31 protein-coding genes are annotated in these 26,548 nt (G+C 42.0%); 20 read left to right on the top strand and 11 right to left on the bottom strand.

Translation table 11 applies throughout. The annotated features are described in order from the left end of the window. The first annotated feature begins 46 nt into the window (after nt 1-46). Together QE429_RS02640 and QE429_RS02645 are read left to right on the top strand one after the other, a co-directional pair. A complete protein-coding gene (locus tag QE429_RS02640) occupies nt 47-1,495 on the top strand; it encodes a glycosyltransferase family 2 protein (RefSeq protein ID WP_307283712.1) in 1,449 nt (482 codons plus the stop codon). Nucleotides 1,496-1,511: 16 nt separating this feature from the next. After that, nucleotides 1,512-2,201, top strand: coding sequence for a glycosyltransferase family 2 protein (locus tag QE429_RS02645; RefSeq protein WP_307283713.1), 690 nt, complete (start codon nt 1,512-1,514; stop codon nt 2,199-2,201). Nucleotides 2,202-2,248: 47 nt separating this feature from the next. Here QE429_RS02645 and QE429_RS02650 read toward each other — a convergent pair whose 3' ends face one another. After that, nucleotides 2,249-3,361 carry a site-2 protease family protein gene (locus QE429_RS02650; protein WP_307283715.1) on the bottom strand — a complete coding sequence of 371 codons (1,113 nt, stop codon included), beginning with the start codon at nt 3,359-3,361 and terminating at the stop codon, nt 2,249-2,251. A 120-nt stretch (nt 3,362-3,481) separates the two neighbouring features. Here QE429_RS02650 and QE429_RS02655 point away from each other — a divergent pair, with 120 nt between their 5' ends. The 4 genes from QE429_RS02655 to QE429_RS02670 all read left to right on the top strand — a co-directional run bounded on the left by QE429_RS02655 (nt 3,482) and on the right by QE429_RS02670 (nt 6,290). Then, nucleotides 3,482-3,775 (top strand): hypothetical protein, encoded by a 294-nt coding sequence (locus QE429_RS02655; RefSeq protein WP_307283718.1) that lies wholly within the window; start codon nt 3,482-3,484, stop codon nt 3,773-3,775. A 56-nt stretch (nt 3,776-3,831) separates the two neighbouring features. Next, complete coding sequence (locus QE429_RS02660; RefSeq protein WP_307283719.1) at nt 3,832-4,260, top strand: SRPBCC family protein; 429 nt, start codon at nt 3,832-3,834, stop codon at nt 4,258-4,260. 69 nt (nt 4,261-4,329) lie between these two features. After that, nucleotides 4,330-4,884: a DUF3231 family protein gene (locus QE429_RS02665; protein WP_307283720.1), complete on the top strand. Its 555-nt coding sequence runs from the start codon at nt 4,330-4,332 to the stop codon at nt 4,882-4,884. Nucleotides 4,885-5,039: 155 nt separating this feature from the next. Beyond that, nucleotides 5,040-6,290, top strand: coding sequence for a sensor histidine kinase (locus QE429_RS02670; protein ID WP_307283722.1), 1,251 nt, complete (start codon nt 5,040-5,042; stop codon nt 6,288-6,290). A gap of 238 nt (nt 6,291-6,528) precedes the next feature. Here the strand turns inward: QE429_RS02670 and QE429_RS02675 are convergent, their stop codons facing one another. Then, the gene (locus tag QE429_RS02675) at nt 6,529-7,020 is read right to left on the bottom strand and encodes a hypothetical protein (protein WP_307283724.1); all 492 of its coding nucleotides are present in this window, start codon (nt 7,018-7,020) and stop codon (nt 6,529-6,531) included. Between the two features lie 217 nt (nt 7,021-7,237). Here QE429_RS02675 and QE429_RS02680 point away from each other — a divergent pair, with 217 nt between their 5' ends. The 6 genes from QE429_RS02680 to QE429_RS02705 all read left to right on the top strand — a co-directional run bounded on the left by QE429_RS02680 (nt 7,238) and on the right by QE429_RS02705 (nt 10,549). After that, nucleotides 7,238-7,780: a hypothetical protein gene (locus tag QE429_RS02680; protein ID WP_307283726.1), complete on the top strand. Its 543-nt coding sequence runs from the start codon at nt 7,238-7,240 to the stop codon at nt 7,778-7,780. Nucleotides 7,781-7,936: 156 nt separating this feature from the next. After that, complete coding sequence (locus QE429_RS02685) at nt 7,937-8,521, top strand: bifunctional transcriptional activator/DNA repair enzyme AdaA (RefSeq protein WP_307283727.1); 585 nt, start codon at nt 7,937-7,939, stop codon at nt 8,519-8,521. Beyond that, nucleotides 8,505-9,392, top strand: a complete 888-nt coding sequence (locus tag QE429_RS02690; protein WP_307283731.1) for a DNA-3-methyladenine glycosylase family protein — start codon at nt 8,505-8,507, stop codon at nt 9,390-9,392. The genes QE429_RS02685 and QE429_RS02690 overlap by 17 nt, the downstream gene beginning before the upstream one ends. Then, on the top strand, nt 9,385-9,873 hold the full coding sequence (locus tag QE429_RS02695; RefSeq protein ID WP_307283734.1) for a methylated-DNA--[protein]-cysteine S-methyltransferase: 489 nt from the start codon (nt 9,385-9,387) through the stop codon (nt 9,871-9,873). Before QE429_RS02690 ends, QE429_RS02695 begins: the two co-directional genes overlap by 8 nt. A 43-nt stretch (nt 9,874-9,916) precedes the next feature. Continuing rightward, nucleotides 9,917-10,096, top strand: coding sequence for an aspartyl-phosphate phosphatase Spo0E family protein (locus QE429_RS02700; RefSeq protein ID WP_307283737.1), 180 nt, complete (start codon nt 9,917-9,919; stop codon nt 10,094-10,096). A 273-nt stretch (nt 10,097-10,369) separates the two neighbouring features. Beyond that, nucleotides 10,370-10,549 (top strand): hypothetical protein, encoded by a 180-nt coding sequence (locus QE429_RS02705; RefSeq protein ID WP_307283740.1) that lies wholly within the window; start codon nt 10,370-10,372, stop codon nt 10,547-10,549. 260 nt (nt 10,550-10,809) lie between these two features. Here the strand turns inward: QE429_RS02705 and QE429_RS02710 are convergent, their stop codons facing one another. From QE429_RS02710 to QE429_RS02735, 6 genes are all read right to left on the bottom strand, one after another. After that, nucleotides 10,810-11,379, bottom strand: coding sequence for a CBO0543 family protein (locus tag QE429_RS02710; RefSeq protein WP_307283742.1), 570 nt, complete (start codon nt 11,377-11,379; stop codon nt 10,810-10,812). A 126-nt stretch (nt 11,380-11,505) separates the two neighbouring features. Then, complete coding sequence (gene ahpF, locus QE429_RS02715; protein WP_307283745.1) at nt 11,506-13,035, bottom strand: alkyl hydroperoxide reductase subunit F; 1,530 nt, start codon at nt 13,033-13,035, stop codon at nt 11,506-11,508. Between the two features lie 12 nt (nt 13,036-13,047). Beyond that, nucleotides 13,048-13,611 carry an alkyl hydroperoxide reductase subunit C gene (ahpC, locus tag QE429_RS02720; protein ID WP_307283747.1) on the bottom strand — a complete coding sequence of 188 codons (564 nt, stop codon included), beginning with the start codon at nt 13,609-13,611 and terminating at the stop codon, nt 13,048-13,050. A gap of 271 nt (nt 13,612-13,882) precedes the next feature. After that, complete coding sequence (locus QE429_RS02725; protein ID WP_307283749.1) at nt 13,883-14,923, bottom strand: DUF4179 domain-containing protein; 1,041 nt, start codon at nt 14,921-14,923, stop codon at nt 13,883-13,885. Further along, entirely contained in the window at nt 14,920-15,432 is a 513-nt protein-coding gene (locus tag QE429_RS02730; protein WP_307283752.1) for a sigma-70 family RNA polymerase sigma factor, read from the bottom strand. The genes QE429_RS02725 and QE429_RS02730 overlap by 4 nt, the downstream gene beginning before the upstream one ends. A gap of 134 nt (nt 15,433-15,566) precedes the next feature. Continuing rightward, complete coding sequence (locus tag QE429_RS02735; protein WP_307283755.1) at nt 15,567-16,082, bottom strand: type 1 glutamine amidotransferase domain-containing protein; 516 nt, start codon at nt 16,080-16,082, stop codon at nt 15,567-15,569. Between the two features lie 287 nt (nt 16,083-16,369). Between QE429_RS02735 and QE429_RS02740 the strand changes: the two genes are divergently transcribed. Further along, on the top strand, nt 16,370-17,458 hold the full coding sequence (locus QE429_RS02740) for a PrsW family glutamic-type intramembrane protease (protein WP_307283759.1): 1,089 nt from the start codon (nt 16,370-16,372) through the stop codon (nt 17,456-17,458). Nucleotides 17,459-17,475: 17 nt separating this feature from the next. After that, nucleotides 17,476-17,865, top strand: a complete 390-nt coding sequence (locus QE429_RS02745; protein WP_307283761.1) for a VOC family protein — start codon at nt 17,476-17,478, stop codon at nt 17,863-17,865. A gap of 30 nt (nt 17,866-17,895) precedes the next feature. Here QE429_RS02745 and QE429_RS02750 read toward each other — a convergent pair whose 3' ends face one another. Continuing rightward, nucleotides 17,896-18,690 (bottom strand): LysR family transcriptional regulator, encoded by a 795-nt coding sequence (locus QE429_RS02750; protein WP_307283764.1) that lies wholly within the window; start codon nt 18,688-18,690, stop codon nt 17,896-17,898. Between the two features lie 114 nt (nt 18,691-18,804). Here QE429_RS02750 and QE429_RS02755 point away from each other — a divergent pair, with 114 nt between their 5' ends. The 5 genes from QE429_RS02755 (at nt 18,805) to QE429_RS02775 (ending at nt 22,600) form a co-directional block, all read left to right on the top strand. After that, complete coding sequence (locus QE429_RS02755) at nt 18,805-19,374, top strand: DUF4865 family protein (RefSeq protein ID WP_307283768.1); 570 nt, start codon at nt 18,805-18,807, stop codon at nt 19,372-19,374. Between the two features lie 264 nt (nt 19,375-19,638). Next, on the top strand, nt 19,639-20,211 hold the full coding sequence (locus QE429_RS02760) for a methyltransferase family protein (RefSeq protein ID WP_307283770.1): 573 nt from the start codon (nt 19,639-19,641) through the stop codon (nt 20,209-20,211). Between the two features lie 207 nt (nt 20,212-20,418). Next, entirely contained in the window at nt 20,419-21,384 is a 966-nt protein-coding gene (locus tag QE429_RS02765; RefSeq protein ID WP_307283775.1) for an MBL fold metallo-hydrolase, read from the top strand. A 2-nt stretch (nt 21,385-21,386) separates the two neighbouring features. After that, a complete protein-coding gene (locus tag QE429_RS02770; RefSeq protein ID WP_307290714.1) occupies nt 21,387-21,833 on the top strand; it encodes a GNAT family N-acetyltransferase in 447 nt (148 codons plus the stop codon). Nucleotides 21,834-21,844: 11 nt separating this feature from the next. Beyond that, entirely contained in the window at nt 21,845-22,600 is a 756-nt protein-coding gene (locus tag QE429_RS02775) for a carbon-nitrogen hydrolase family protein (RefSeq protein WP_307283777.1), read from the top strand. A gap of 48 nt (nt 22,601-22,648) precedes the next feature. Here QE429_RS02775 and QE429_RS02780 read toward each other — a convergent pair whose 3' ends face one another. Continuing rightward, nucleotides 22,649-23,074 (bottom strand): GNAT family N-acetyltransferase, encoded by a 426-nt coding sequence (locus tag QE429_RS02780; protein WP_307283779.1) that lies wholly within the window; start codon nt 23,072-23,074, stop codon nt 22,649-22,651. Nucleotides 23,075-23,175: 101 nt separating this feature from the next. Here QE429_RS02780 and pdxR point away from each other — a divergent pair, with 101 nt between their 5' ends. Continuing rightward, entirely contained in the window at nt 23,176-24,606 is a 1,431-nt protein-coding gene (gene pdxR / locus QE429_RS02785) for a MocR-like pyridoxine biosynthesis transcription factor PdxR (protein WP_307283782.1), read from the top strand. 135 nt (nt 24,607-24,741) lie between these two features. On the opposite strand, the gene QE429_RS02790 is transcribed toward pdxR, so the two are convergent. Then, entirely contained in the window at nt 24,742-26,529 is a 1,788-nt protein-coding gene (locus QE429_RS02790) for a dihydroorotate dehydrogenase (RefSeq protein ID WP_307283784.1), read from the bottom strand. Nucleotides 26,530-26,548: the final 19 nt, after the last annotated feature.

Raw genomic sequence — 26,548 nt, forward strand, 5'->3', positions numbered from 1 at the left:
AAACAATTGGACGAGTCAGTTTTATAGAAAGGTAAAGGGGTGCTTTATGTTTGGACGTCATTTGGATGAACAGATACAGACAAGGATAAATTCCATCGTTAATTCATTGGAGTCATTAGAAAAGTTATCTCAAGATATGAAAACCATGAATAATCATTTTAACTGGTCAAGAGATATCAAAAGTAAAAAAACCAAAAATAATGATTTTCCATGGTCAAAAAGTATCATACGAGAAAGGGCAAAGAAAAATACAGACAATAATCCACTAGTCAGTGCTAGCATAGGAACAGCAAAAATTCCAAACGAAGATATTGAGGTTAGCATTATTATTCCATCCCAAAACAAATATCCACTAAATTTATTAACCCTCTACTCACTCGAATATCAAACCTTTGATCTAGCTAAAATGGAAGTGATTCTAATTGATGATGCTTCAACGGATGAAACGGAAGAACAATTAAAAACCTATCAACCCCCTTATCATTTTAAATATATTCGTAGTACTGAAAGGCTTGGTAGAGCTAAAGTCAGAAATGTAGGCATTCAAGCTGCAAGAGGTAGTGTTCTTATTTTTCTCGATGCAGAAATGCTGACTGAGCCCAATTTCGTTGAAAATCATTATAAAAGTCATCAGAACCAAAACCATCTCATTTTATCGGGCGCTATGTATTTAAGGGCAATCTATTCAAGTATTTTCCCTACTTTCTCCGAGCAACAGTTGAACAAAATTGCAGATTCAACAAAACAAAATCAAGCACTATATTCGAGATATAAGCAGTGTAAATTCCCCCTTGACCAACCGTACCCATTAATAGATAAACAGGAAATAGCCCAAAAAAGTTTTAAAGAACTATCATTCAATGCATACCCATGGTACCAACAAATAGTGAGGAACTTTAATGAGGATTTAGAAGGCTTTGCCTTTCCTTGGATGGCCTTTCTAACAGGGAACATGTCAATCCGCCGGGAATTAATCATACAAGCTGGCATGTTCGATGAAGAATTTTACCATTACGGATATGAAGATTGGGAATTAGGCTATCGTTTATATCAAATGGGAGCTCAATACAAAATCAGTAATGAAATCGTCACATACCACCAAGAGCATCCGGTGGAGGAAAGGAAATGGAAAGAGGCCGTTGGCAACTTCGGTTTGTTTGCAATCAAACATCATGACATGGATGTATTGATTTTGGGATTAGAGCTTGCTAGAATGACAGATTTACTAACCATGAGTCATATTTTAAAGGAATATAAATTACTGTTACAAACGAATCCAACGGAGTTCCAGAATTTCAGTGATAAATTCATTTGTATTTTAGAAACCATAATCCTCCTTCTTGAGGTCGATGTTCGCCACTTTAATCTCTTAGGTGCAGCAGGCTTTAGTGCAAAAGCAAGAAGCGATTTGAAAAATGAGATGAAACAAATAAATAAACTAAAAAAATACCCTAATTTAACAGAATTTTTAGACAAGGTTATAAACGAGAACTAATGGGAGGAGTATGAAAGTGGTATCGATCATTACTTGTACGATTAGAGAAGAGTTCATGGATAATGTGTTTACTAATTACCAGCAGCAAACGTGGCAGGAAAAAGAATTAATCATTATTTTGAATAGAGATTCGATGGACATGGATAGATGGATTCAAAAGGCCAGGAACTATCCGAATGTCAGAGTCTATCAATTACATGAAAAAGCGACCCTAGGAGATTGTTTAAATTATGGGGTGTTACTAGCCAATTATGATGTCATTGCTAAATTTGACGATGATGACTATTACGGCCCTGATTATATTACGAACTCTATGCCGGCATTTAAGGATACGAACGTTTCTATTATAGGTAAAAGCGCGTGTTTTATATATTTTAAAAACAGGAAAGCACTCATACATGTAAAAGGAAATGAGAACACCTTGACCGACTCTGTAGCGGGTGCGACGTTAATGTTTAGAAAGGAAATATTTTATTATATTCGCTTTGAAAAAGTGAATCGGGCTGAAGATTACTTTTTTATTGATGAAAGCAAAAAGAAAGGATTTACCATCTACTCAACGGACAGGTATGATTTTGCTGCCATCAGGCATAACTCAGAAAATCACACTTGGAAAATCTCTGATGAGGATCTTATGTCGTGGGGAGATCTAATCGCTGAAACGGATGATTTTCAATCTTTTGTGTCAAAAAGGAAAGATGGATAAGATCATAATCAATCTGCCGCCTGGAAAGCGGCAGATTTTATTTACCTTTAGCGATTCATCATTCTCTGCACTTCCGGATGGTTCATGAGAATCTCGTTGCCATAATAATAGCTTAGGGCCAGGGCGATGACTAGGCCCATATAAATGAGAAATAATTGCACCTTTGTTTTTTTATCAGTTTTGTAGTAGGTTGCCGTTGTGTGAACCTCTTTTTTATAGACTGCAAGCTTTTCCTCTAAATTTCGGATCAAATCTTCCATCCCATCATGATGGTCGGGTTGCCCTTCTTCGCTAAAAGAATACGTACCTGTTAACTGCTGCAGATACAGCTCCTTTTTCCTTTTTTCAATTTCCATAATAATGGCTTGGAGTGCTTCGATAATCTGCATGTTTTTAATCTTCCATTTGGCCTTCGTAACGATGCCTTGCATTCCTTCGAGAGGAAGCGACCCCTGCTTTAATTTTTCGACGACGTATTCAAGTTCCTCAATTTCAGCTTGGTCGGTATGCAAATTTTTTTGTTTTTTGAATAATTTATACCATTCTATTGAACCTATAACGACAATGAAGAGGCCAATGAAACTTGGATTCATAATGGAGTAGGCCAATAATAAGACAATCCCTAGTCCCCAAAGCTTCGTGCTAATCCCTGCCGCAATTCTTCCACCGTCTAATGGAGTGATGGGGATTAAGTTGAACAGGTTCAACATCCCGCCTAAAATGATCAGCAATGCCCAGAATGGTTCGTGTGTAAAGAGATACAACGGAATGGCAGGCAAAAAGGACAACAGTCCGAATAATGGTCCCATGTAGGCGACGAACCCTTCATCCTTGGCATTTTTGGGCATTTCCTTCATTCCGATAACAGCACCCATAAATGGAATAAAGATTGCCGGGCTGACTGGCAGCTTGATTCGTTTTGCTGCGTATAGATGTCCCATTTCGTGCACGAACAATAAGTAAACGAGTGCCACAGCAAATTTCCAACCGAAAATCAGTGCATAGGTTCCAAGATAAATAAACATGCTAATGAGCGTTTGTAACTTAAGGATTTTTAAAATAACCAAAAGATATTTTAATTTACCTAATAAGAGGGCAGCAATCGTACCAAGGACTCCCCAAGTGGTTTTCGTTCCACCCTTTTCTAACTTTTTCTCCAAATCAACATCCCCTTTAAAAACAACCCGTTTGTAAAAGATATAAATCTATTATACATGAAATATTTGGAAGATGAATGAGATATAATGATAGTATAGATGCTTAAAATAGGAGGCCAAACAATGAATGTTTTAATCCCATTTTTAATGATGGTTGTGCCTATATTATTGTTTTTTGCACTGATCAATTATTTATATTATAAAAATTGGACATCAATATATATTGCGCTAGACGATAAAAGTTATTTTCGAGCAATTAGTAAACTAAAGCAGGCGGGGATTCGCTACAGGACCAAAAATTCATTTAACCAAACCAACACGCCCATGTTTGGAGGAATTCGCCAAAGGCATTACGAAATATATGTTAAAGACGAAGATGTGAATCATGCAAATGCGCAGTTGCATTCCAAACGATAGTAAAGATGTTGTAGATGAATGATGATTATTTAATAAGTGAAAGAAGGATGATGTAGATGAACAACGTAACAAAATTTATAATTTTGAAGCCGGCAAATGAAGTATTTGAAGCCTTCGTGGATCCCTCGAAAATCGGGAATTTTTGGTTTTCCTCAAGCTCTGAAAGATGGGAACAAGGGAAGGCCATTACATTGAAATATGAAGAATACAATGCTGAAGTGCTAATCAAAGTATTGGAAATCCAAGCAAATGAGAAAATTGTGTTCTCATGGGGGGAAGATCATCTGGTCACGATCACACTCAACGAGAGTGAGAATGGGAGTACCATTATTGAAGTGAACGAAGAAGGCTTCAAAGAGGATGATGGCGGGCTAATCAATAAATTAATCGATAATAAAGAAGGCTGGGTTTATATGCTAAGTTGCTTAAAGGCATATATGGAATTTGGCGTGACCAAATTGAGAGCGGGAATAGTCAAGAATTAACAAAAAACCTCTAATAAATACATTATTTTCTAGTATGTTTGGAATAATGATGATATAGGAGGTGTGTGAATGTCTAATCCTTTTGAAGCGATTTGGAGCATGCTGAAAATATCGGTTGATGTAACTAACGAACCTAAATCACCGTTACATATCATTGAAGCTGGAGACTGTTGGACCTATTTGACGTTGATGGAAGAGTTCATTCGTTATGAGGAAATAGGATTGAATACGACCATTGATGATGAACTCAAAGAAATGTTAACAGATGTGATAAAGTTATGTGAGTCACAGGTAAAAACATTAAGTAATTTTATGAAGCATGAAGGAATTCCCTTTCCAGATGTATCTTCAACAAAACCGAACTCGGATCCAAATGATGTACCTTTAGGAGTAAAGCTGACGGATAATGAAATTGCAAACGGTATTGCCTTTAAGCTCGTTACATGTTTACAAGCATGTTCAAAGGGTCAAGCCGATTCTGTTCGAAATGATGTCGGGGTTTTATGGTTACAATACTATTTAGAATGGGCAACCTTTGGAACAACCTTAAAAACACTTATGCGTAAAAGAGGATGGCTTAAGGTACCGCCATATTACTACCCACCAGGAGCACCACAAAAATAACCAACTGAAACTAAGAGTTGGTTATTTTACTTTCTAAAGTCTTTGATAAACTCACGCGCTTGACGACACTAGATAGTAAATCCACTACTTACTGAAAATGTAAATATCAAATATAATAAAAAGGGTAATTACTACTTCGGTATGAGGTTAAGAGAATGCTCAAAACTTTTGAAATGCTCATGGTTGACTTGTTGTTTATATTATTAATTGCCCTTTTTACGGAAATGTTGTTGGACACGAAGGAATTTTCCAAGAAAAGTCGGACGGTCGTCTATATGATTTCCTACACATTGGCATTGTTCATTAATTTCATTTTTACAGTCCAAATAGATGGGAAATTCATGATGGATTTAAGACATACTGTTTTTCTTATTGGCGGATTATACGGGGGAAAATATACGTTACCTGTATTGGCCATTTTTGGTATTGCTTATATAGGTGTGTATTCACCCCATGAAGCCATGGCCAATAGTATGACGATTATTATCGAATCAGTTGTTATATTTTTTTTATCAAAATCGTATCACAAATGGCGCTTGCGAAAAAAAATGGCGTTAACTGGATTCACTTTTATTTTAGTAGGTTATACCGTAATGAAAATCGTGCAATACATCTATCATTTTACAACCGGTTATGATTTTTTCATTATTTCAATCTATGGAGTGAGTATTCTTCTTATAATATTTGCCCTGGAATGGGCGCGCAATTCTATTGCCATCAAAACTAGGATCCAACAAGCGGAAAAACTCGAAATTGTTAGCCATCTAGCGGCTTCGATTTCTCATGAAATCCGAAATCCTTTAACTGTAACGAAAGGATTTTTGCAAATACTGGAGAATGAGGATTATCCAACAGAGAAGAAGCAAGAATTTTTTTCTCTTGCCAAATCGGAACTTAATCGTGCAGAAGGAATCATCCGGGATTATTTGACTTTTGCGAAGCCTGCTGCAAACAAACTAGAAATTTTCGATGTTAGGGACGAGTTGATGCATATTGTTGAAGTGATGTATCCTCTGGCAAATATGAATTCGGTCTTAATGGAAACTAATTTTAACCAAGGGATGGTAAAGGGTGAAAAGCCTTTATTTCATCAATGCGTCATGAATATCTTGAAAAATGCAATCGAAGCTATGGAGGAAAACGGTGGTTCATTAGTTATTTTGTCTCAAATAAAGGGAACTATGGTTGAAATTCATATTTCTGATACGGGGATCGGGATGGATAGTAAGCAAATTCAAAGATTAGGAGAACCGTATTTCTCGATGAAAGGGAAAAATGGGACCGGTCTTGGCATGATGGTGGTTTATAGTATTATAAAATCGATGCATGGAAAAATTAAAGTAGACAGCAACCCGGGTAAAGGAACTATGGTTGTTCTACAAATCCCAAATGTGGGTGATTTGTAAGAGGGAATATTTACCTGTTGATAGAATACTAATTATAAGAAGAAATTACAATGATTATAAAGATTAATAGGGGGTAGTGGGGATGAGTGAGATCGTTTGGGGTAGTCCGGCGAGTTTGTTCTGTTTGGGCTTTTTCTTTGCGGGGTTAGGTGTGTTTATTAAACTTTCAAGATATAAAAAATAGATAAATAATAAAATAGCAGCCGTGTTTGGCTGCTATTTTTGTTCGTGAGAACCTCTAACATAAAACGATTATTCGATAAGGCGTGGTTTGGGCTGGGATACTTTTCGTCGCCGGTCCATAAATAACTATGAGATTACGGTTTGCAGGACTTTTTGAAAAATGCTGCCCGTTGGTTAAAAGCATTTGGGTATATGGAGAAAGATTTAATCGCAATTGCCCATCACTACTCACTAGCTGACTATCAAAATAGGCTACTTTTACATTTTGATATGGGCTATCTTTTACCATAACAAGGGCTCGATATTGTGGTGGGTAAATAAGCGGTACAGGTGCATTTCCATCATAATATCCGGTGACTCGATCCCCGACTGCCACCATAGCGTGGTCCACAAAGTAGGTTGTAGGTGAAACTACAAAATTGACAATATTACCTACCTCATTTTCTATCGTCATTAATTGATAGCAGCCTTCTCCTTCTCCAGTTTGCCCGGTATAAAAATCACTGATCATGGTGACGGTCCCATGGAAAGAATAAAAATTAATCATGTTCATACCTCCAGATGGCGGTGGACCTATGATCCCCTACTAACATGTATATGTAGGTGAAAGCCTATTTGACAATTTGGGGACAGTCCCCCGTTGCGCTAAAGCGCCGGGGGACTGTCCCCACCATGGGCATTGGCCCATTTATGTGTGAACAAGTTGTTAGGCGCATGACTATTGAATAGGATGAGGGGAGATGAAAAAGTAAGGAGTGCAATTTATGTATTCTCAACCGTATAATCAGCAAGCGTATGGTTACTCAACTCCAGTCCAACAGGTAGATTACCACTATGTTACTTATGATGATAGACAGTTTGGCGGATTTCAGCCGCCATTTGGGCAGGCAGGCCAAGGGGGAGGGTTCTTCCCGCCGTTTGGAGGGTCAGGCCAAGGAGGGGGAGGATTCTTGCCGCCGTTTGGAGGATCAGGCCAAGGAGGAGGATTCCAACCGCCATTCGGACCGCCTGGTCAAGGACCATCCGGGCAACCAGGCCAAGGAGGACCAACTTCCGGGCCGCCGACAACACCCCCGCCTTCGTATGTCCCTCAACAACAAGCCGCGGCATTTGCCGTTGACCCAGGCGGGATTCGCCGATGTATGTTCCGATTTACGTATGTATGGCTAAGAGGCAATCAGCAATTCTGGTTTTTCCCAATCTTCGTTGGCCGAGACTCCGTCGCAGGGTATCGCTGGACCGGATTTAGATGGATGTATTTCGGGATCAGCCTGCGCCAAATCCAATCGTTTACTTGCGTCGGATAAAAAGGCTACACATGTAAAAGCTGCTACACTAGCAGCTTTTTCTAATGGTAAGATAATTAGGAGACACTAAGAGCAAGAATGAGGATGATTGCGTACAGTACTTCTTGTAAAATGGAAGTCAATTACGGAAAAATCCAAAGAAGGGGAGTGTCCCTGATGGCAAAGCTTACTTTTTCTTTTGAGGAAATGTGGGAGAAAATCCTTGATTGTGACCGGTCGTATGATGGGCTTTTTTATACCGCGGTAAAAACAACGAAGATCTACTGCAGGCCTTCCTGCCGCTCGAGAAAGCCGAAGAAAAAGAACGTAGAATTCTATGCGGAAATGCGGGAAGCGGAAACTGCGGGCTACCGGGCATGCAAGAGATGTCAGCCAGAAGCGGAGCATTCCCCTAACGAAACCCTTGTCAGAACGGTCATGATATATCTGGCCGAACATTATCGCAAAAACCTCACGTTGGAGGAGCTATCATCTCAAATCGGCGTGAGCCCCTTCTACTTGGAAAGGCTATTTAAGAAGGAAACGCAAGAAACACCGCGAACGTATTTGGAAAAAATAAGAATAGATAAAGCTGCATTTTTACTAAAAAGCACGGGGCTCACAAACCTGGATATTTGCTATGAAGTGGGGTTCCAAAGCCCATCCAATTTTTATCGCGTGTTTAGAGAACGGAAAAACTGTACACCTAGTGAATATAGAAACCAGGCTCAGGAGGAGGGTGCAAATGAAGATGGAGATTAAAACCTCAGAGGACTATCATTTTGAGGAGTGCCTTATTTTTCTCGGGAGATCTGACCAGGAATTGCTGCACAAGATTAGAGATGGCTATGTGTATAAATTACTTAAGGTAGACCAAGAGCCTTTTTTAATAAAAATCGGATACAAGAATGAGGCGATCCAGGTTGAATTCCCTCTGGGTGAGCCCAGTGCGAACGCTCAAAAAATGGCTATGAAATATGTGGTGGAATGGTTCGACTTGAACAGGGATTTGATGGGTTTTTATCAAATGGCACAAACCGACGAGATTTTGAATCCCATCGTAAGGAAATATAGAGGTTTACGTATTATAGGCATACCAGATTTGTTTGAGGCATTGACATGGGCCATTATCGGCCAGCAAATTAATCTGACTTTTGCCTACACGTTAAAGAAGCGGTTCGTGGAACGTTTTGGAGAAAGTTTGACGTTTGAAGGGGAAACCTACTGGTTGTTTCCACCCGCTAGTCAAATCGCAGAAATAGATATAGAAGCATTGAGGAAGCTCCAGTTCACGGCCAGGAAGGCAGAATATGTGATTGGTGTAGCACAGGCCATGGCGAAAGGCGAGCTATCCAAAGAAATTCTCCTCCAAAAACAAGACGACCAACAAATCCACAACGATTTAACCAAGTTGAGAGGAATCGGGGCATGGTCGGCGGATTATGTAATGATGAAGTGTCTACAAAAGAGTACTGCGTTTCCTATTGCGGACGTTGGTTTACACAATGCAATAAGGGTTCAGTTGGGGCTCGATAAGAAACCAACGATTCAAGAGATTGAAGAAATGTCATCCGGCTGGACAGGCTGGGAGGCGTACGCGGTGTTTTATTTATGGAGGTCGTTGTATGTATAAATTAGACTATCTCTCTCCGATTGGTGTGCTTGAGGTGATTGGAACAGAGGAAGCGGTTGTTTCTATCCTGTTTACGGAAACGGAAAAGCCTGTTCATGTGAAACAGCCGGCAACGCCGCAAGTGTTAATGGATGCTTATGGGCAACTGGATGAATACTTCAAAGGAGAACGGCAGACGTTTACGTTTCCTTTTACGGTCGACGGAACACTTTTTCAAAAAAAGGTGTGGGAATCCTTACAAGAGATCCCCTTTGGCCAAACGGCGTCCTATAAAGACATTGCCGTTTCTATCGGAAACGATCAGGCGATAAGGGCCGTTGGGAGTGCGAATGGAAAAAATAAGCTGAGCATTGTGATTCCGTGCCATCGAATCATTGGCTCTAATGGAAAATTGACGGGTTATGCCGGAGGGCTTTGGCGGAAGGAATGGCTTTTACAGCATGAGAGAAGGAATCTATACATAAACACTAGCAATCATTGACATACTGGTAATATGAATAATTAATCATAGAGTTGGTGTGGAAATGAATAAGAAGCTGGATACAGAGCGAGAACTTTGGGATAAAATCAAACACCTGCGTGAAGAAATGGTTAGAGTTGCTTCGGAAAAGGATTTAGATTTCCTGGATCAAGAAGTTTTATCATTAAGTCAGGAGCTAAACCGTGTGTTAAACGAGTATGAAAAATTGTTACACGAGCAATAGGGAATGAACTAGGCGATTGCGGTATGAGCAGTCGTTTTTTATGAGCAGTCGGATTGGAAGTTTGTTTCCAACTTTTGTAGAATTCGCCCTTGATTTTGTAGAATAAATTAACACTTTGTAGAATTCGCTCCTTATTTTGTAGAATTCTTCTGGAAATGAGTCATTTTAAAGTGAAAATAGAATTTATTTTCCAACTATTGTAGAATTCCACCCCATTTTGTAGAATTATCACCAATTCAAAAAGAAAAGCCTTCCGGTTGGAAGGCTTTTTCATTGGATAGAGAACCAAAATCCATTCCGCCGGTACGTCACAGCGGCCGGTGGTACCGGTGGTGGGGGGATAATCGGAACCATCATGGCGTTGTGCCATGGATGATAGTGGGGATGGTAATGATGGATGATGTAATAATACAAAATGATCATCCTTTCATTCGTTCTAACAGTAGACTATGATTGTTTACCCACAAATGTCTGGGATAATGACTAGTTTTTATGCTTAGAATTGCTTCTTTACCTAAACTGTGAATTTTAAAGTATGTAAACTGGTGAAGATTACACTCATTTTGACGCTACTAAGAATTTATCAGCGAATTTCAGCTGTTTATCAGCGAATTTTTAATTTTATCAGCGAATTTCAGCTGTTTATCAGCGAATCCACAATTTTATCAGCGAATCTTATTTATGGCCCAATCTTTTTGAAAAAAAAAAGTCTCTTAGCTAGAACGTTTCCCTACTGGTTCATACCCCTTAACCTTTGAAATCCAAAAGGCTAAATAATAAAGAGTGAGGAAGATAATAAAATCATAAAAAGACGACCAATGCTTCGGGTCATAAAAATCGATGGCGGCAAAAAATTTCATGCCACCAAAAGCGGCTAGGATTGAAAAGATAACCCCTTTTAAAAAGGTATTCATCTTTGGAAAGAGTTGTAGGGCAAACATGACGCCAACGGGTGCTAGAGAAAAGTGATAAGGTAAAAAAAGAAAAGGGGCTAGGGGAATAATCGTCATGGGATACGACCACAGCCCAAGAGACAATGCTGCAAGATCAATCGTCAGCGACAAGATGACGGTTAATAATCCTCCTAAAAGAAGACGTGCCGTTCGCTCCTTATCCCTGAAAATGAACCACGCAATCCAAGGGACAATAAATAAGGCCAATCCAAACCACCATTGCCAGGTGGAAAGGAAATCCTCTCTCACTGCTTTTGCAAACAACGAACTGACTTCTGTTAATTGATGATACGCTTTTTCTGATAGAGCGATTCCGTCCTCAAATGCCATCTGTATAACAACTCCTGAAAACCATAGTTAATGGTATTTTTTTCATCAAAGAAGACTTTTATACAGGGTGGGAAGTAGCTTTTTTACAAAAAAAGAAAGCCGCTTAAATAGCGACTTTCTTAGTCATTAATTTCGGATGAGGTAATCAAACGCACCTAATGCGGCGGTTGCACCTGATCCCATCGAGATAATGATCTGCTTATATGGGCTGTTCGTACAGTCACCGGCAGCAAACACGCCAGGTAGGTCGGTCGCGCCATGCTTATCAACGATAATCTCACCGAAGCGAGTGCGCTCAAGCGTTTCACCTAACCATTCTGTGTTTGGTACAAGGCCGATCTGAACAAAGACACCTTGTAATTCTACGTGATGCTCTTCACCTGTCGCGCGGTCAACGTAAGAAATGCCGTTTACTTTATCGGTACCGGTAATTTCTTTCGTTTGAACGTTGGTTAGGACAGTCGCGTTAGGCAGGCTGTGCAGACGGTCTTGAAGGACAGCATCCGCCTTCAGCTCAGGATTGAATTCAAGCAAGGTCACATGATTCACGATCCCTGCAAGGTCAATCGCGGCTTCGACACCAGAGTTCCCTCCGCCGATAACGGCAACGTCTTTACCTGCGAACAATGGACCGTCACAATGTGGACAGTAAGCAACACCTTTGTTTTTGAACTCGGCTTCACCAAGGACACCGACATTACGCCAGCGGGCACCTGTTGAAAGGATAACAGTCTTACTCTTTAACACTGCACCATTCTCGAGTTCCACTTCAATTAGGTCTTTCTTTTGCAGACCTTTGGCACGTTGTAAATTCATGACATCAATGCCATAGTCCTTTACATGTTCCTCAAGGCTGGCTACAAGCTTAGGGCCTTCGGTATGCTTCACACTGATGAAGTTTTCAATACCTAAAGTGTCCATCACTTGACCGCCAAACCGCTCAGCAACAATACCCGTACGAATTCCTTTACGAGCTGCATAGATGGCTGCACTTGCACCGGCTGGTCCGCCTCCGACAACAAGGACATCGTACGGATCTTTATCAGCAAATTCCGATGCATCAGGACCAGTGCCCATCTTAGCAAGAATCTCTTCAAGGGACATACGGCCGCTGCCAAAAGCTTCACCGTTCAGGAATACAGTAGGTACAGCCATGATTTCTTTGCTTTCGACTTCATCTTTGAAAGCAGCACCGTCAATCATGGTATGAGAAATGCCAGGATTGAGGACACTCATCACGTTCAATGCTTGTACAACATCAGGACAGTTATGGCAGCTTAGGCTGATATATGACTCGAAGTGATAGGTACCCTTAATGCTTTTCACCTGGTCAATGACTTTCTGATCAACCTTTGGCGCTCTTCCGCTCACCTGAAGGAGAGCAAGCACTAACGAAGTAAACTCGTGTCCTAGTGGAACACCGGCAAAAGTGATTCCTGTATCTTCACCGAGACGGTTCACGCTAAAGCTAGGCGTCCGGTCTAATGTGGCATGCTCAACTTTAATGTGGGAAGACATTGAAGCCAATTCGTTTACTAAAGCGGTCATGTCACGAGAGACTTCATCGTCACTTGAGCTTACTTTTAGTAAAATATCGCCTTCCAACAGTTGAAGATACTGTGCTAATTGGGCTTTTATATCTGCATCTAATAACATATGAAAAACTCCTTAAATTTTACCTACAAGATCAAGGCTTGGCTTAAGTGTTGCAGCGCCTTCTTTCCATTTCGCTGGGCAAACTTCACCTGGGTTGTTACGTACATATTGAGCAGCTTTAAGCTTGCTAACAACAGTGCTAGCGTCACGGCCGATGCCGCCTGCGTTGATTTCAACAGTTTGAATGATACCGTCTGGATCGATGATGAATGTTCCGCGCTCAGCAAGGCCATCTTCTTCGTTTAATACGTCGAAGTTACGAGAGATACGTTGTGATGGGTCACCAATCATTACGTACTCGATTTTGCTGATAGCTTCTGAATGGTCATGCCATGCTTTATGTGTGAAGTGAGTATCAGTTGAAACAGAATATACTTCAGCGCCAAGCTCTTTTAGAGTTGCATATTCGTTTTGAAGGTCTTCTAATTCAGTAGGGCATACGAATGTGAAATCTGCTGGATAGAAGCAAACAACACTCCATTTACCTTTTAAGTTTTCTTCGCTAACAGTGATGAAATCTCCGTTGTGGAAAGCTTGTGCTGTGAATGGTAGGACTTGTTTACCGATTAATGCCATGATTTTTTCCTCCTAAAATTTGCTTGGTTTTGTTTTTTAATAGTTTGAATGAATAACCTGCAAGGCTATTCTGTTGATTAGAATAATTCTAATTCAATAACTATTATTATACAGTACTTATTGCATTGTCAAGTATGTAGCACCATCTTTTATTATAGCCTACTTTTGACAAATAATTTCGAAATTAGTATCGCAATTTTGTGAAAAATTATACTGAGAATAGAAATGGAAAGGAAGCACGTGGGCGCGTGCTTCCTAGGGAGGTGCAGATCTATTTAATTTGTTCGTCATTTATGCCTAAAATCTGAAGGGTGTATGGTTGTGCATATTCCTTATCCAGCGCGGCTTTGACCTCATTTCGAATCTGGGTAGCTTTTTTCAACTGCTCCTTATCAAAGGTGTCAATCGATGCTTTGATAGTTATTACGAGTTGACCCTCAGTTGAGAATTTAAAATATTCTACTTGATAGTCTTTTTTGGAAACCAAGTCTTCAAAAATGGTATAAAGATCACGTTTTAGCTTGGTGTCGGCATCCATCTGTGTGCGAATATCCAGAGGAAACTCATTGTAATTTTCTTTTTGATAGCTTTGAATAATCGCACGAATCTCATTTACGTGTGTTTCTGTTTCAGGAAGGATCACGAAAATTTCTTTCATTTGTCTGTTCATTCCTACGAAGTCCACCTGATATCCTTTTTCTTTAATTAGCTTTTCCATTTCTTTCGCTTGTTGTTTTATGATCAGGTTGATCCGAATCATCGATTTATATAAATCTTCATTAACAGGAATGGTTTCGATTGATTTTGCATAGTATCCTTTTTCATCTAGGATGTCATTTAAAAGCTTTTCCACTTTTGTTTTATTTTCTAAGTTGTAGCTCGTGTCTTCTAATTGGATGACGACGGTATCGGGATCATCGCCGATTTGTTCCCAGCCCATGCCCATAGTTTGGATGTTAATCCCCATTTTCAGAGCTTCCTCCCTTAAGGTTTCAAAGACAGGTTTCTGATTTTTTTCTGGAAGTGTGCCTAATGGTTGAGTCTCTGTTTTAAGGAACACATCTTTTAAAAATGGAATTTTTTCCGCCATTTTAGCCATTGCAGGAGTGACAAAGGTTGATCCGAACAGGAGGGTGCCAACCGCTGCAAGGCCTGCGAGTGTGCCGATTAGTTTCTTGCGTTTCTTTTTCACTACCGGGTTCATTTCGGTTACATTTTCTTCTTTTTTGGCTTGTTGGATTCCCTTATACATCGCAGCCATTACTTCATCCGGAACAGGAATATTCTCAAATTCTTGTTTGATTGGATTCATGACAATTCCTCCTTACGATACTCGTATCTGATTTTCTCTAACGCTCGGTAAATCTTAGATTTCACTGAACTGATAGGGGATTCGAGAATGTCCGCAACCTCCTGGAAGGTATATTCTTGGTAATACTTTAGGCAAATTAACTTCTTTTCCTCTTCATTTAACATAGTCATTAGCTCTTGTAAAAATAAACTGGCGTACTTTTCTTCCTTGTGCCCGGTGATCCATTCCTCGTTAAGGCTTAATTCGACTACTTTTTTGGCCTTTCTAAGAAAATCGATCGAAGCGTTGATCGTAATTTTAATAATCCAGGTTTTAAAATAATTCAATTCCTTCAAAGATTTCCTGCTTTTAAACGCTCGATAGGCGACCTCTTGCACAATGTCCAATGCGTCCGCTTGATTTTTTGCATAGAAATACGCCATCCGATAGATGGAAGCTTTATGTGTTTCAAATAAACGGATAAACCGTTCCTCATCTAAGACCTCTTCATTTTGCTGCGAATTCACCATTTTCCACCCCTTTTTCTTTCTCTACACTATTTGACGTGGAGTCCTTTGATTTAGACGAAACTTTTTTTAAAATAATTCAATTATGTATAAAAATAGAAAAGGCAGAGGGAATTTTTATTCCCACTGCCTCTATACTAACCTAATATTCGCAAGCTCTCTTCGACAAAATCCGGTATATCTTCCGGTTGTCGGCTGGTGACCAGCTGATTCTGACAGACGACGACTTCCTTGTCATGCAAATTCCCGCCTGCATTCTTTAAATCTACATGAATCGATTTATAGCCTGTGACATCGCGTCCTTGAAGTGTTTCTGCTGTAATCAGCAGCTGTGGTCCGTGGCAAATCGCTAACACCGGTTTTTTCGCATCCATGAACGACTTGGCGAAAGTGACAAAACGCTCATCCGCCCGGAGAATGTCCGGTGAAAATCCACCTGGAATGAAGAGGGCATCAAAGTCCTCTGGAGAGACATCATCAATGCTTTCATCAATGGTGACTTCACTCTGTCCCTGCTTGCCCTTCACCGTTTTCCCTTTTTCCATTTCGATGACAGTGATAGTATGGCCCTTCTCCTGAAAGGCCTGCACCGGATCTGAATACTCGGAGTCCTCGAAATGATCCGTTACCACAACAGCAATTCGTTTACCCATTACAATCACTCCTTATATCAGTTTCAGTAGTAAAGTACCCTTCATTTTATGGTTTCAAACGCACAGTTGCATGATTTTAGTGTAAAATTACACCTTGATTTAACGTTGTTGGGTAAATATCAGCGAATTTTGGATACTTATCAGCGAATTTTCCGTTTTATCAGCGAATCTGGCAATTTATCAGCGAATTTTTACTTTTATCAGCGAATCAACAAAAACCTAATATAACAACGGCAAAAAGGGGAAAGTAAAGGATAAATTGTTTTTTGAAAAGAGGGGAATCCAAAATGAAATGCCCGGAATGTGATTATGTCAGTCAGAATGAGGGGCGCTACTGTATCAATTGCGGCCACACCTATATAAAGGAAGGTGAAACGCAACAAGATTCAAGCAGCCTTTTTTATGAATTTGCCACCTATGTGGATGCGGTTCCGAAACAGCTGCGTTCGGTGGAGCCGAAATTCCAAAATATTTTCTCACGCGTGTTCCGTAAGCATAGTGAGCTAGAGGCAGAACGGCTGTTTATCGTCGGAACGGCGCTTACCACGCCTAAAATTGGCGAAGTGAAGGAAACATGGCCCAAACCCTGGTTGTTTGCCAGAGTCTTTCTATTTGCTTTGCTTGCATTCGTAGGCTTGTACGTAGGGGTGAACTATTTTAAAAATATCAACTTTATTCCGGGGCTAATCATTGTCGGCGCGTTTGCGGTGCCCATTTCAACACTCATCTTCTTTTGGGAAATGAACGCTCCGCAGAATATTGCTATTTATCGAATCATTTATGTAGTTTTCATCGGCGGGATCCTCTCGATGCTGGTTGCCCTAGTGTTTTTTAACATTCTAAAAAACAACATTAATCCGATTACAATTGGGATTGTGGAAGAGCTGGCCAAAGCGCTCGTCGTCATTTTTTTCGTGCGAACGAGAAAATATCGCTATATTCTCAATGGACTCTTGTTAGGGGCTGCGGTGGGAGCGGGATTTGCGGCGTTCGAAACGGCGGGTTATTCGCTAAGAGCCTTGTTATCGGGCAGTTTTCCTGGTCTGTATTCCACCATTCTGGTGCGCAGTTTCCTGGCTCCCGGCGGGCATGTTGCTTGGGCGGCATTAACGGGGGCTGCCTTCTGCCGAGTACAAGGGAACCAAACCTTTGAAATGAACATGCTGTTCAAACCAAGGTTTATCCGTGTCTTCGCACTTGTTGTGTTGATGCATGCTTTATGGGACACTCCTATACCAGGAATGTTTCCTGTTGGACAAATCTTCCTGATGCTCGTATCATGGGTTGTAGTTTTTCTCATGATTCGCAGGGGCTTAAAGGAAATTGCCAATAAGAAAGTGCAATTGAGCAGCTTACCATTCGAGCCCACATCCTAACGAAAGAAGGGCTGGATTTGATTACCTACAAATGCCTCCATCATGTAAGTTTGACAGTAACTGATTTGGAAAAAGCAAAAGCGTTTTATAGTGGGATTTTATGTTTAAAGGAAATCCAGCGGCCCGATTTTGATTTTCCCGGTGCCTGGTACGAAATCGAGGGACAACAGCTTCACTTAATCGTCGACCCTTCTTCACAGACGATTCGCCAGGATAAACGGTTGTCCAGCCGAGAAGGCCACTTTGCGCTAAGAGTCGCGAACTACAAAGACACGCTTCAGTGGTTAAAACAGAACGAAGTAGAAGTCCTTGAAAAACCAACCTCCAAAAGCGGCTTCGCTCAGATTTTCTGCGCCGACCCCGATGGCAATCTGATTGAATTGAATGTGGACCAGAAAGATCTATAAAAAAGGCTGCCTTGTTGGCAGCCCTTTTTATTAAATTTTTTCAAACATTTCACTAGGAATTCGTTTCTGTGAAGAACGATTTATATAAAAATAGATGAGAAGGTCGCCAGTCCATAACTCATCAATAGCATCATCAGCCATAGTGGGACTGGGCAGGAAGGCTAATCCTTTTCCTTGCGTGACATACTCCTTAATCAGTGAATAGGAATCCACATGATGGAGTTTTCGCAGGGAGAGTCCATGCTTCTCTAAAAAGGTAACGGTATGACTGCGAAAAGGACAATGCGGGTCATGACTAACGAAGAAATACTCACTGGAATAATCATGAACAGCTTTGCCAGCTGCCTTTTGTAAGCTCATCGAAAGGTGGGTACGATACACTTCTTCGAGGGCAGGATCCGAATGGTTCGTGTAGGTAATGATCATATCGGCTTTTTGTTGACGTAACAATGGCAGCAAATGGCTACTTTGATCAATAATGAGTTGATACTTCATAAAATCTTCTTCGATGCGATTCTTTAAAAAGGAGGACAAGATTGATTGGGATGTGCCAATCCGATACGTCTCGCTGCTCATTGTAATTTCACGTTTGGCTTCTTCTACTAAATGTAATATTCGCTTCGAATACTCCAGCAGGATCTCTCCAGATGGAAGTACCGAAATGCCCTTGTTATTCCTATGCAATAAGGGGGTCGCTAGCTCATCTTCGAGTTTTTTGATTCTTTCCGATACATTTGGTTGCACATATCCTAATGCCTTAGCGGCTTTCGAAATGGATCCCTCATCTACTACTGTTTTAAAAATAACCAGATCGTTTAACTCCATGTAACTTCCCTTCCCCCATCATTTAAAATGATACCAACAATCACTAACACCTATTTTACATTATAGAAACCAAAAGTTACCATTATTTTATAGAGTGTAAGAGGAGTGGAACGTATGATAGGAATGCAATATAAGATTATTTTACCAACAGATTATGATATGGAGATTATTAGACGGCGAGTACATGAAAACGGACATAAGACCGATGGATTTCCAGGATTGTTGTTTAAAGCCTATTTAACTACAGAAACCGGGAAAAACGGAGGCCTGAACAATTCCTATGCACCTTTATATATCTGGAATACAGCAGAAGGAATGAATTCGTTTGTATTTGATGGTTATTATGACAACATATTAGCTTCATTTGGCTGGCAGCATATTAACATTGGCGTCCCTTTGAGTGTGTCATTGGAAGAGGAGTTTGTAAAAAGTAGCTACGCAGTTGAATACGCTGGGAGCATTCCGGAACAGAAATCATTAACCGATGTTACATTCACTAGGGCGGACCAATACGTTAATAATGCAGAACAAAAACTAGGCGATTTCTTAATCTATAACCCCGACAAATGGGGATACAGCCACTTCAGCTTCTATAAAAACAAACCAGAAATCACCCCCGTGAGCGGCATAACCCTATACGAAATCCTACACATAAGTGGTGGGGACAGACCCCCGGCGCTTTAACGCTTAACTCCACTGGGGGACAGACCCCCGGCGCTTTAACGCTTAACTCCACTGGGGGACAGACCCCCGGTGATTTAATGCTTTGCCCCTCTGGGGGACAGACCCCCGGTGCATTAACGCTTTGCCCAGCCGGGGGACTGTCCCCCATTAGTCCCCCATTAACTTTCTTAAGAATTTCGTAAGGTTTGGTTAATATAAATGAAATTTCTTCGGATTAGAATAAGAAACAGATAGGGCAATGGGAGAGTAGAGGGGGAAGATAAAATGAAGATGGATATAGGTTCGTTTGCAGAGGTTGCTTTTTATTTATGGTTGTTTTCGGAGATTGGAATATTTATCGTATCGAAGCGCCAGCGGAAAAATGTGGATGCGGAGAATAAAGATAAGGGATCTTTTTGGTTGATTACGATTGGCATATTTGCTTGTGTGTTCGTGAATCAGGTGTGTAATTCGATGAAGCTCGGCTACGTCGATTCCACCTTTTCGAATGTGGGTTCAGTGTTAATGATCGTTGGAGTAGCTATTCGACTTTGGGCGGTTGCGGTGTTAGGCAGGCATTTCTCTTTGGTTGTCTCTGTTGACTCCAAGCAGAAGCTGATTCAGCGTGGTCCGTATCGAGTGCTGCGTCATCCTTCCTATACCGGTTTATTTTTAGCTTTTGCAGGGATGGGTCTTGCGTTTAATACTTGGGTGGGCTCTCTCATTATGGTGGTCTTTTTCATCGTGGTGTTTAGTTACCGTATTCGTGTAGAAGAAAAGGCCTTGTCCGAAAACTTCCCTGAGGAATATCCTGGGTACATTCAAAAGACAGCGAGAATCATTCCGTTTGTTTGGTAAAAGAGGGTTACTGCGGTAACCTTTTTTTGATTTGTTGGGGGTTACTTGATGAAGGACAATATATCTGATAAACGATGTAATTTTGTCTTTCAGCCGGCCAGGCCACAGGAAGGACAATCTATCTCTTAAACTAAGTGAAACCAACCCACCTTAATATCGTCTATTGTCTATAGGTAAGTAACATTTTAATAGAATGAGAGGGAGTATATGAAAAGTCAATTAGATACATTAACTGAATCGAAGCATTTTAAGATGGTACGCGTGGCTGAGGGTGTGTTTGCGGCCATCTCCGAACCGGGCACGGGTTCGGTGGGGAACGCAGCTATCATTGATTTAGGGGATTCTACCCTAGTGGTCGATACCTTCACGACCATCCAGGCTGCAGAGGATTTAAAGGCTGCCGCGACACAACTCACTGGAAAATCGGTCGCTTATGTAATTAATACCCATTGGCACAGTGACCATATTAGCGGGAATCAAGTATTTGCCCCTGAAGCGCAGATTATTTCCACCTCGACAACGCGCGAATTAATGGCGACCATTGTAAATGACAGGATGGAAGAGTTTAAAGCGGATCCGGAACCGGTGTATCAGATGATTGCAGAGGCAGAGGGGAAGCTGCAGCAAGAGACGGACGAAAAGTTAAAGCAAGAAATAGAGTGGGAGATTGCGAGTGACCGTGCTTATATGGAGACGCTTCCTGACTTGGTCAATACGCTGCCAACCATTACTTTTGAACAACAACTGACGATTTACGGGGAAAATCGGATCGTGCAGCTCCACTCATATGGGGGAGGACACACGCAAAGTGACACATTCGTGTACCTTCCCACAGAAAAAATAGCCATCATGGGCGATTTGGTGCTTTCGAAGCATCATCCTGTCTTGTTCACTGCGAATCCAGAGGAATGGTTAGCGATTTTGGAGCGGGTGGAGCAGCTGGAGATTGAAACGATTGTCCCGGGGCACGGGGAGGTTTGCTCTATGGCAGAACTGCATGAGGTGAAAGGGTACATACAGCACATCATGGCATTGGTGGAGGAGGCGCTCCAAACGAACGGGAGCATCGAGGATATTGCTGTCCCTGAAGCCTACCAAGATTGGTACTTTACGACTTATTTTAAGGCGAACCTTCAAAGAATAGTTGATTTAAAAACTAATGGAGTGGTGTAATGCTGAACTATCGAATGGCAACAACCGATGATGTTAAGCAATTGGTCCGTCTACGGAAAAAGCAATTAGTTGATGAGGGATTGGAGCCCACTATCGATATTGATTTGGAACTACAAGCCTTTTTTAAAAATAAACTAACGGATGGCAGTTTGATTCAATGGCTCGTAGAAGATCAGGAAGAGATTATCGCGTGCGGGGCCGTCATTTTTTACGATTTTCCGCCAAGCTTCACGAATAAGTCTGGTAAAAAGGCGTATATTGCCAATATGTATACGAGAGAAACGTACCGTGGAAAAGGGATTGCTACGAATCTGTTAACAAAATTGGTAGAGGAAACGAAAACTAGAGGGATAACGAAGATGTGGCTGGCAGCCTCAGAATTAGGGAGACCCGTCTATAAAAAGTTTGGTTTTCAGGAGACGGATGAGTTTTTAGAATTACATGTTTAGAGGAGAGAAAGATGAGAATTGGTTTAGCGCAAACAAGGTTCTCCACGAAGGTCTCAGAAGGATTGCAAGTCGTGGAGAGCATGATGGTGAAAGCAAGTACCGCAAAGTGTGACCTCATTTGTTTCCCTGAGTCCATTATTCCGGGTCTTAGAGGGGTAGGTTATGAAATCGAGGGATACGATCACCTTGTGCAAAAAGAAGCTCTAAATAAAGTATGTAAATGGGCAAATAGGTTGGGGCTTCATGTGATTTTACCTATGGAGTGGAAAAGCAGTGAGGGCATGCATCTATTGGCATTTGTGATCAATAAGATGGGGGAAATCGTGGGTTATCAGACGAAAAATCAAATCGACCCGGAGGAGGACTGCTTCGGTTACATCCCTGGGAAAGGGAGAACGTTATTTGAAGCGGAAGGGGTCAAGTTTGGAGTCGTCATTTGCCATGAAGGCTGGAGATATCCTGAAACAGTTCGTTGGGCGGCCAGAAAAGAGGCGCGTATTGTGTTCCATCCCCAATTTACGGGTGATGTGAGCAATCCGGATTTTTATAACTATGCCATGGTTTGTCGAAGCTTGGAAAATTCCATTTTTTTCGCAAGTGTCAACTACGCATTAGAAAATCAAAAAAGTACAACTGCCCTCATATCGCCTTCGGGTGAAAGATTGTTATCGGCAAAACCGAATGAGGAAGAGCTGCTGGTGTATGACCTGAACCCTGAAGAAGCCTCTCTCACTCTTGCAAAAAGATTTAATGCAACTCTTTTATGATTTGGGTGAGTAAAGGACCTCTTGTAAGGTCCTTTACTCTTATTAAAGTTACACCTTTTTTAAAAAAACATGGCTCACTCGGTCGTATTTCATTTTTTCCTCATAAAAACGGTGCGCATCTACTCTTTGAACTCCAGATGAGAGTGAAACGAGGTCGTACCCGTTTTCCTTGGACCAGGTATGGACAAACTCGAGTAGAACTTGACCATATCCTTTCGAGCGGTTTTCACCATCGGTCACTAAGTCAGAGACCCAAACGGACCGGCCGTTATATAGCGTAATCATCGGCATAAATCCGGTCACGGCCACGATTTTTCCATTGTCATACAATGCGGCCATTTGATAATGCTCCTTTTCTGCGGCTTCCTCCACTAATTGCAGATACGCATCCTCAGACAAATGTGTGCGTAATTGCTTCATGACAGAGAAGGCTTCCTTCCAGTCCGTTTGATTTTCCAGCAGCTTGATTTCCATTTCGTCATCTCCTTGAAAAAGTATACTTTCATTTAATCACAAACTGGTATAATCAAAAGTATCAGATTTGCTAAATTTAATGGTACCAGAAGGAGAAGCGTATGATTGAAATGACCCCCATTTTAAACAACAAAGATCACACGCCGCTGTATATTCAGTTAGCCAACTACATTAAGGAGGAAATTTTAGCGGGAAAAATGAAGCCCGGCGAAAAATTGCCTTCCAAGCGAAAATTAGCCGATTACCTTCGCTTGAGCTTAAATACGATTCAGTCTGCCTATGAACAGTTAAGTGCGGAAGGGTATGTAGAAAGCAAGCCGCGTAAAGGGTTATTTGTGACCACTTTGGAGGATGACCGGTCCTTAACGATGCAAGTGGGTCCGCCGAATGTAGGGGCAAAGCGTGAGGCGGTGTTGGAGAAGGAAAAGGTAACGATCGATTTTAATTCGGGGAAGATAGATTTAGCGCTTTTTCCCTATGCCCAATGGCGGAAATTAACCGTTCAAGCGTTATATGAGGACCAGGGGGACTTGTTTAATATCGGCGATCCCCAAGGTGAGCGGCTTTTACGAGAGGAAATTTCCTCTCACCTCTATGCCTCCAGGGGTGTTCGATGCTCGGCCGACCAAATCATCATCGGGGCAGGTTCGCAAGTGTTGATGGGGTTACTATGTTTGGTCATCGGTAAGGAGCACAGCTACGCGCTTGAGAATCCGGGCTACCACCGGACAAAAGCGGTGTTGCATGATTTAGGTGTCGATACGGTTTCTATCTCACTCGATGAAGATGGCGTTGAAATGACTCCATTAAAAAATAGTGTGGCCAAAGTGGTGTATGTTACACCGTCGCATCAGTTCCCAAATGGAATGATTATGCCGATTTCCCGCAGAATGGAATTGTTGGGTTGGGCGGAAGAAACGGGAGGCTACATTATTGAAGACGATTATGACGGTGAATACCGTTATAAAGGGCAGCCGATCCCATCGTTACAGGGGCTGGATACGAACGGCACGGTGATTTACCTAGGGACGTTTTCCAAGTCGTTGATTCCGTCGCTTCGAATAAGTTATATGGTGCTGCCGCCGTCGCTATTGAAGAGGTACCAGGAAAAGTTCACGATTTATAAGCAGACGGTTTCCCGCCTGCATCAAGATACGCTGTACCGGTTTATGAAGGAAGGGCATTGGCAAAGTCATTTGAATAAGATGAGAACCTTATACCGGAAAAAGCACGCGGCTTTACTGGCCTCTATTAAAAAATATTTCGGCAGCAAGGTTGAAGTGATCGGCGAAAATTCCGGACTGCACATCGTTTTGAAGGTGGAGACCGCTCTGACCGAAACGGAGTTAATCGAAAGGGCCTTGCATGTGGGGGTAAAAGTGTACCCGTTATCCATTTATTGTGACGGGGAAATGGCGAGTGGGCAGCAGCCTAGCGTTTTGTTAGGTTTTGGCGGCTTATCGGAAAAAGAAATTGATGAGGGTATTCGGTTGTTAAAGAATGCCTGGGGGGACAGTCCCCCGTCGCGGTGAAGCATTACCTGATTGGGGGACAGTCCCCTGGCGCGGTGATGCATTAGCTGATTGGGGGACAGTCCCCTGGCGCGGTGAAGCATTACTTGAATGGGGGACTGTCCCCCGTACTTCAAGGAGAATACTTAAGCCAGGCTAAACGCCTGGCTTTTTAGATAAATATGGAGCCGTGCCGATGACGCCGATTAGGTAAAGGACGACGGCAAAATAGGCAGGTAGTAGGTGCACAAAATCCGTATAGGAAATTACGAAATGAGTGACAAGTCCGGATAAAAACGCCGGAATGGCGCCGAGCGTGAACGTCCACCAGACCCAGCGTTCCCCTTCGCGAATCCCCCATAACGCCAGCATCAACACAAGTAAGCCGACACTTAGCAAGGCGCTGCCAAACCCAGCCCGGTCATGGGCAATCACTGGGATTAAGCGGTCGTTAAACTCGTTGAGTATGTCTGGTGTGAGACATAAATAAGTAAGGTCGGTCGGGACAAAAACAGTCGACGCGCCAACGACCGAGATAACGACTCCACCAGCAGTTAAAGCGAACCCTAATAAGACAAAAGACAATTGCGCAATCAGACTCCATTTCCACTGCCGATGATTCGTTCGGTTGATACTTGACGGAGTATCGATGGCGGCTCTTGTTTTTACAAAACCCAAAATAAATAACGGTAGTAAAATCAGCCAAAACAAGCCGTGGAGCCAATCGAAATAGCCGTAACCGATGAATAGGAAAATCCCCAGGAACCCAACCGTTCCCGCGATATTTATGGCTTTCCTGGCCCAATGGAGTCCATACCGCACCCCGTACTTCGCCAGCTGCATGTAGATGATTCCGCCCGAGATCATGGTTCCGGAAAGGGTCATCCGGTCATGGGCCATGAAGTAAAGAATGGCCGGATTGAACACGAGAAGGTCGTTTCGGAGTAAGCCTAAAAACGATTCGTCGTATGGAAGAATAATTGACGTCATGCTGAAAAATAAGGCGATGAATCCGGCGACAAAAATGGCCAGGCCGAACAGCCAATACCACAGCCAGCCCTCAATCTTTACGGACTCCTTTGGGAGCTTATCGCTGTAGGCCTCGTTAATCCGCTTGGGTAGACCAGGCCCGGAAAAAACATACTCATAGCCTAATAGGACAAGCGAAGCGCCGTTCTCCAGTAAGGCAACTCCGTCTATTGGTTCACGGATTCCACCTGACGTAAGGATGGGGACGCCATCACCAAGCAATTTCCTTGCTACAGCAAGAGATTCGAGCAAGCGAGGTTCCTCAAGGAGGATTCCGCTAGGTTGTTGTTGCAAGTTTTCTAGCTTAGTTATGTTTTCAGCTGAATAAACTAATATAACGGGTTTATTTACTGCCTTTTGAAAAAGTTGATACTGGCCCGCTGTTTCAAATGCTTGCCCGTCGATGATAAACCCAGCGCTGAAAGGGTGGAGTTCTTCGCAAATCTGCGTGAGTTCCGGCAATGTACCCTCGGCCCTTATAAAAAATGGTACTTTCTTTTTTTTCAAAGAATGAAGTTTATCCTTAACGGTTGATAGTTTGATAGTGTAATCGGCCGTACCTTGTATCAGTTCTTGCTTCTGATCTATGTACAGTTCTTCCGCGCTGGTTGAACCGTGAAGGGTTACCGGACCAATTTCGATGAAACCGAACCCAAGGTTTTGAAAGGCTTGGAGCCCAGATAATTGCGGATCAATTTTTCCGCTTAGACCAACTGGCGAAGGAAAGTGTGTACCGAATAGGTGCCTCTCCAGTTTTTTCGAAGGGGTCATGTGGCCGAGAAATTCGATTACTTTTTCGCCGATGAAGGAAGAAGATAACAGGCTAATCCCGCGGTGAATAAACTCCCGGCTAAAGGACGGGGGCAGTTTGTGAAGAATCGGCTTGAATAGGGTATGGTACGACCAATCTGGCAAGGGTAGTCACCCCTTTTGC

This window comes from Bacillus sp. SORGH_AS_0510, from assembly GCF_030818775.1.
GTDB lineage: Bacteria > Bacillota > Bacilli > Bacillales > Cytobacillaceae > Neobacillus.

Bases quoted from the DNA above. Each gene is read 5' to 3' on its own strand.
- QE429_RS02695 (WP_307283734.1), top strand. From the start codon at position 9,385: ATGTATAAATTAGACTATCTCTCTCCGATTGGTGTGCTTGAGGTGATT.
- QE429_RS02775 (WP_307283777.1), top strand. From the start codon at position 21,845: ATGAGAATTGGTTTAGCGCAAACAAGGTTCTCCACGAAGGTCTCAGAA.
- QE429_RS02670 (WP_307283722.1), top strand. From the start codon at position 5,040: ATGCTCAAAACTTTTGAAATGCTCATGGTTGACTTGTTGTTTATATTA.
- QE429_RS02675 (WP_307283724.1), bottom strand. From the start codon at position 7,020: ATGATTAATTTTTATTCTTTCCATGGGACCGTCACCATGATCAGTGAT.
- pdxR (WP_307283782.1), top strand. From the start codon at position 23,176: ATGATTGAAATGACCCCCATTTTAAACAACAAAGATCACACGCCGCTG.
- QE429_RS02640 (WP_307283712.1), top strand. From the start codon at position 47: ATGTTTGGACGTCATTTGGATGAACAGATACAGACAAGGATAAATTCC.
- QE429_RS02725 (WP_307283749.1), bottom strand. From the start codon at position 14,923: ATGAATCCAATCAAACAAGAATTTGAGAATATTCCTGTTCCGGATGAA.
- QE429_RS02710 (WP_307283742.1), bottom strand. From the start codon at position 11,379: ATGGCATTTGAGGACGGAATCGCTCTATCAGAAAAAGCGTATCATCAA.
- QE429_RS02700 (WP_307283737.1), top strand. From the start codon at position 9,917: ATGAATAAGAAGCTGGATACAGAGCGAGAACTTTGGGATAAAATCAAA.
- QE429_RS02760 (WP_307283770.1), top strand. From the start codon at position 19,639: ATGAAGATGGATATAGGTTCGTTTGCAGAGGTTGCTTTTTATTTATGG.
- QE429_RS02680 (WP_307283726.1), top strand. From the start codon at position 7,238: ATGTATTCTCAACCGTATAATCAGCAAGCGTATGGTTACTCAACTCCA.
- QE429_RS02730 (WP_307283752.1), bottom strand. From the start codon at position 15,432: ATGGTGAATTCGCAGCAAAATGAAGAGGTCTTAGATGAGGAACGGTTT.
- QE429_RS02755 (WP_307283768.1), top strand. From the start codon at position 18,805: ATGATAGGAATGCAATATAAGATTATTTTACCAACAGATTATGATATG.
- QE429_RS02690 (WP_307283731.1), top strand. From the start codon at position 8,505: ATGAAGATGGAGATTAAAACCTCAGAGGACTATCATTTTGAGGAGTGC.
- QE429_RS02780 (WP_307283779.1), bottom strand. From the start codon at position 23,074: ATGGAAATCAAGCTGCTGGAAAATCAAACGGACTGGAAGGAAGCCTTC.
- QE429_RS02740 (WP_307283759.1), top strand. From the start codon at position 16,370: ATGAAATGCCCGGAATGTGATTATGTCAGTCAGAATGAGGGGCGCTAC.
- QE429_RS02735 (WP_307283755.1), bottom strand. From the start codon at position 16,082: ATGGGTAAACGAATTGCTGTTGTGGTAACGGATCATTTCGAGGACTCC.
- QE429_RS02685 (WP_307283727.1), top strand. From the start codon at position 7,937: ATGGCAAAGCTTACTTTTTCTTTTGAGGAAATGTGGGAGAAAATCCTT.
- QE429_RS02765 (WP_307283775.1), top strand. From the start codon at position 20,419: ATGAAAAGTCAATTAGATACATTAACTGAATCGAAGCATTTTAAGATG.
- QE429_RS02665 (WP_307283720.1), top strand. From the start codon at position 4,330: ATGTCTAATCCTTTTGAAGCGATTTGGAGCATGCTGAAAATATCGGTT.
- QE429_RS02660 (WP_307283719.1), top strand. From the start codon at position 3,832: ATGAACAACGTAACAAAATTTATAATTTTGAAGCCGGCAAATGAAGTA.
- ahpF (WP_307283745.1), bottom strand. From the start codon at position 13,035: ATGTTATTAGATGCAGATATAAAAGCCCAATTAGCACAGTATCTTCAA.
- QE429_RS02750 (WP_307283764.1), bottom strand. From the start codon at position 18,690: ATGGAGTTAAACGATCTGGTTATTTTTAAAACAGTAGTAGATGAGGGA.
- ahpC (WP_307283747.1), bottom strand. From the start codon at position 13,611: ATGGCATTAATCGGTAAACAAGTCCTACCATTCACAGCACAAGCTTTC.
- QE429_RS02655 (WP_307283718.1), top strand. From the start codon at position 3,482: ATGAATGTTTTAATCCCATTTTTAATGATGGTTGTGCCTATATTATTG.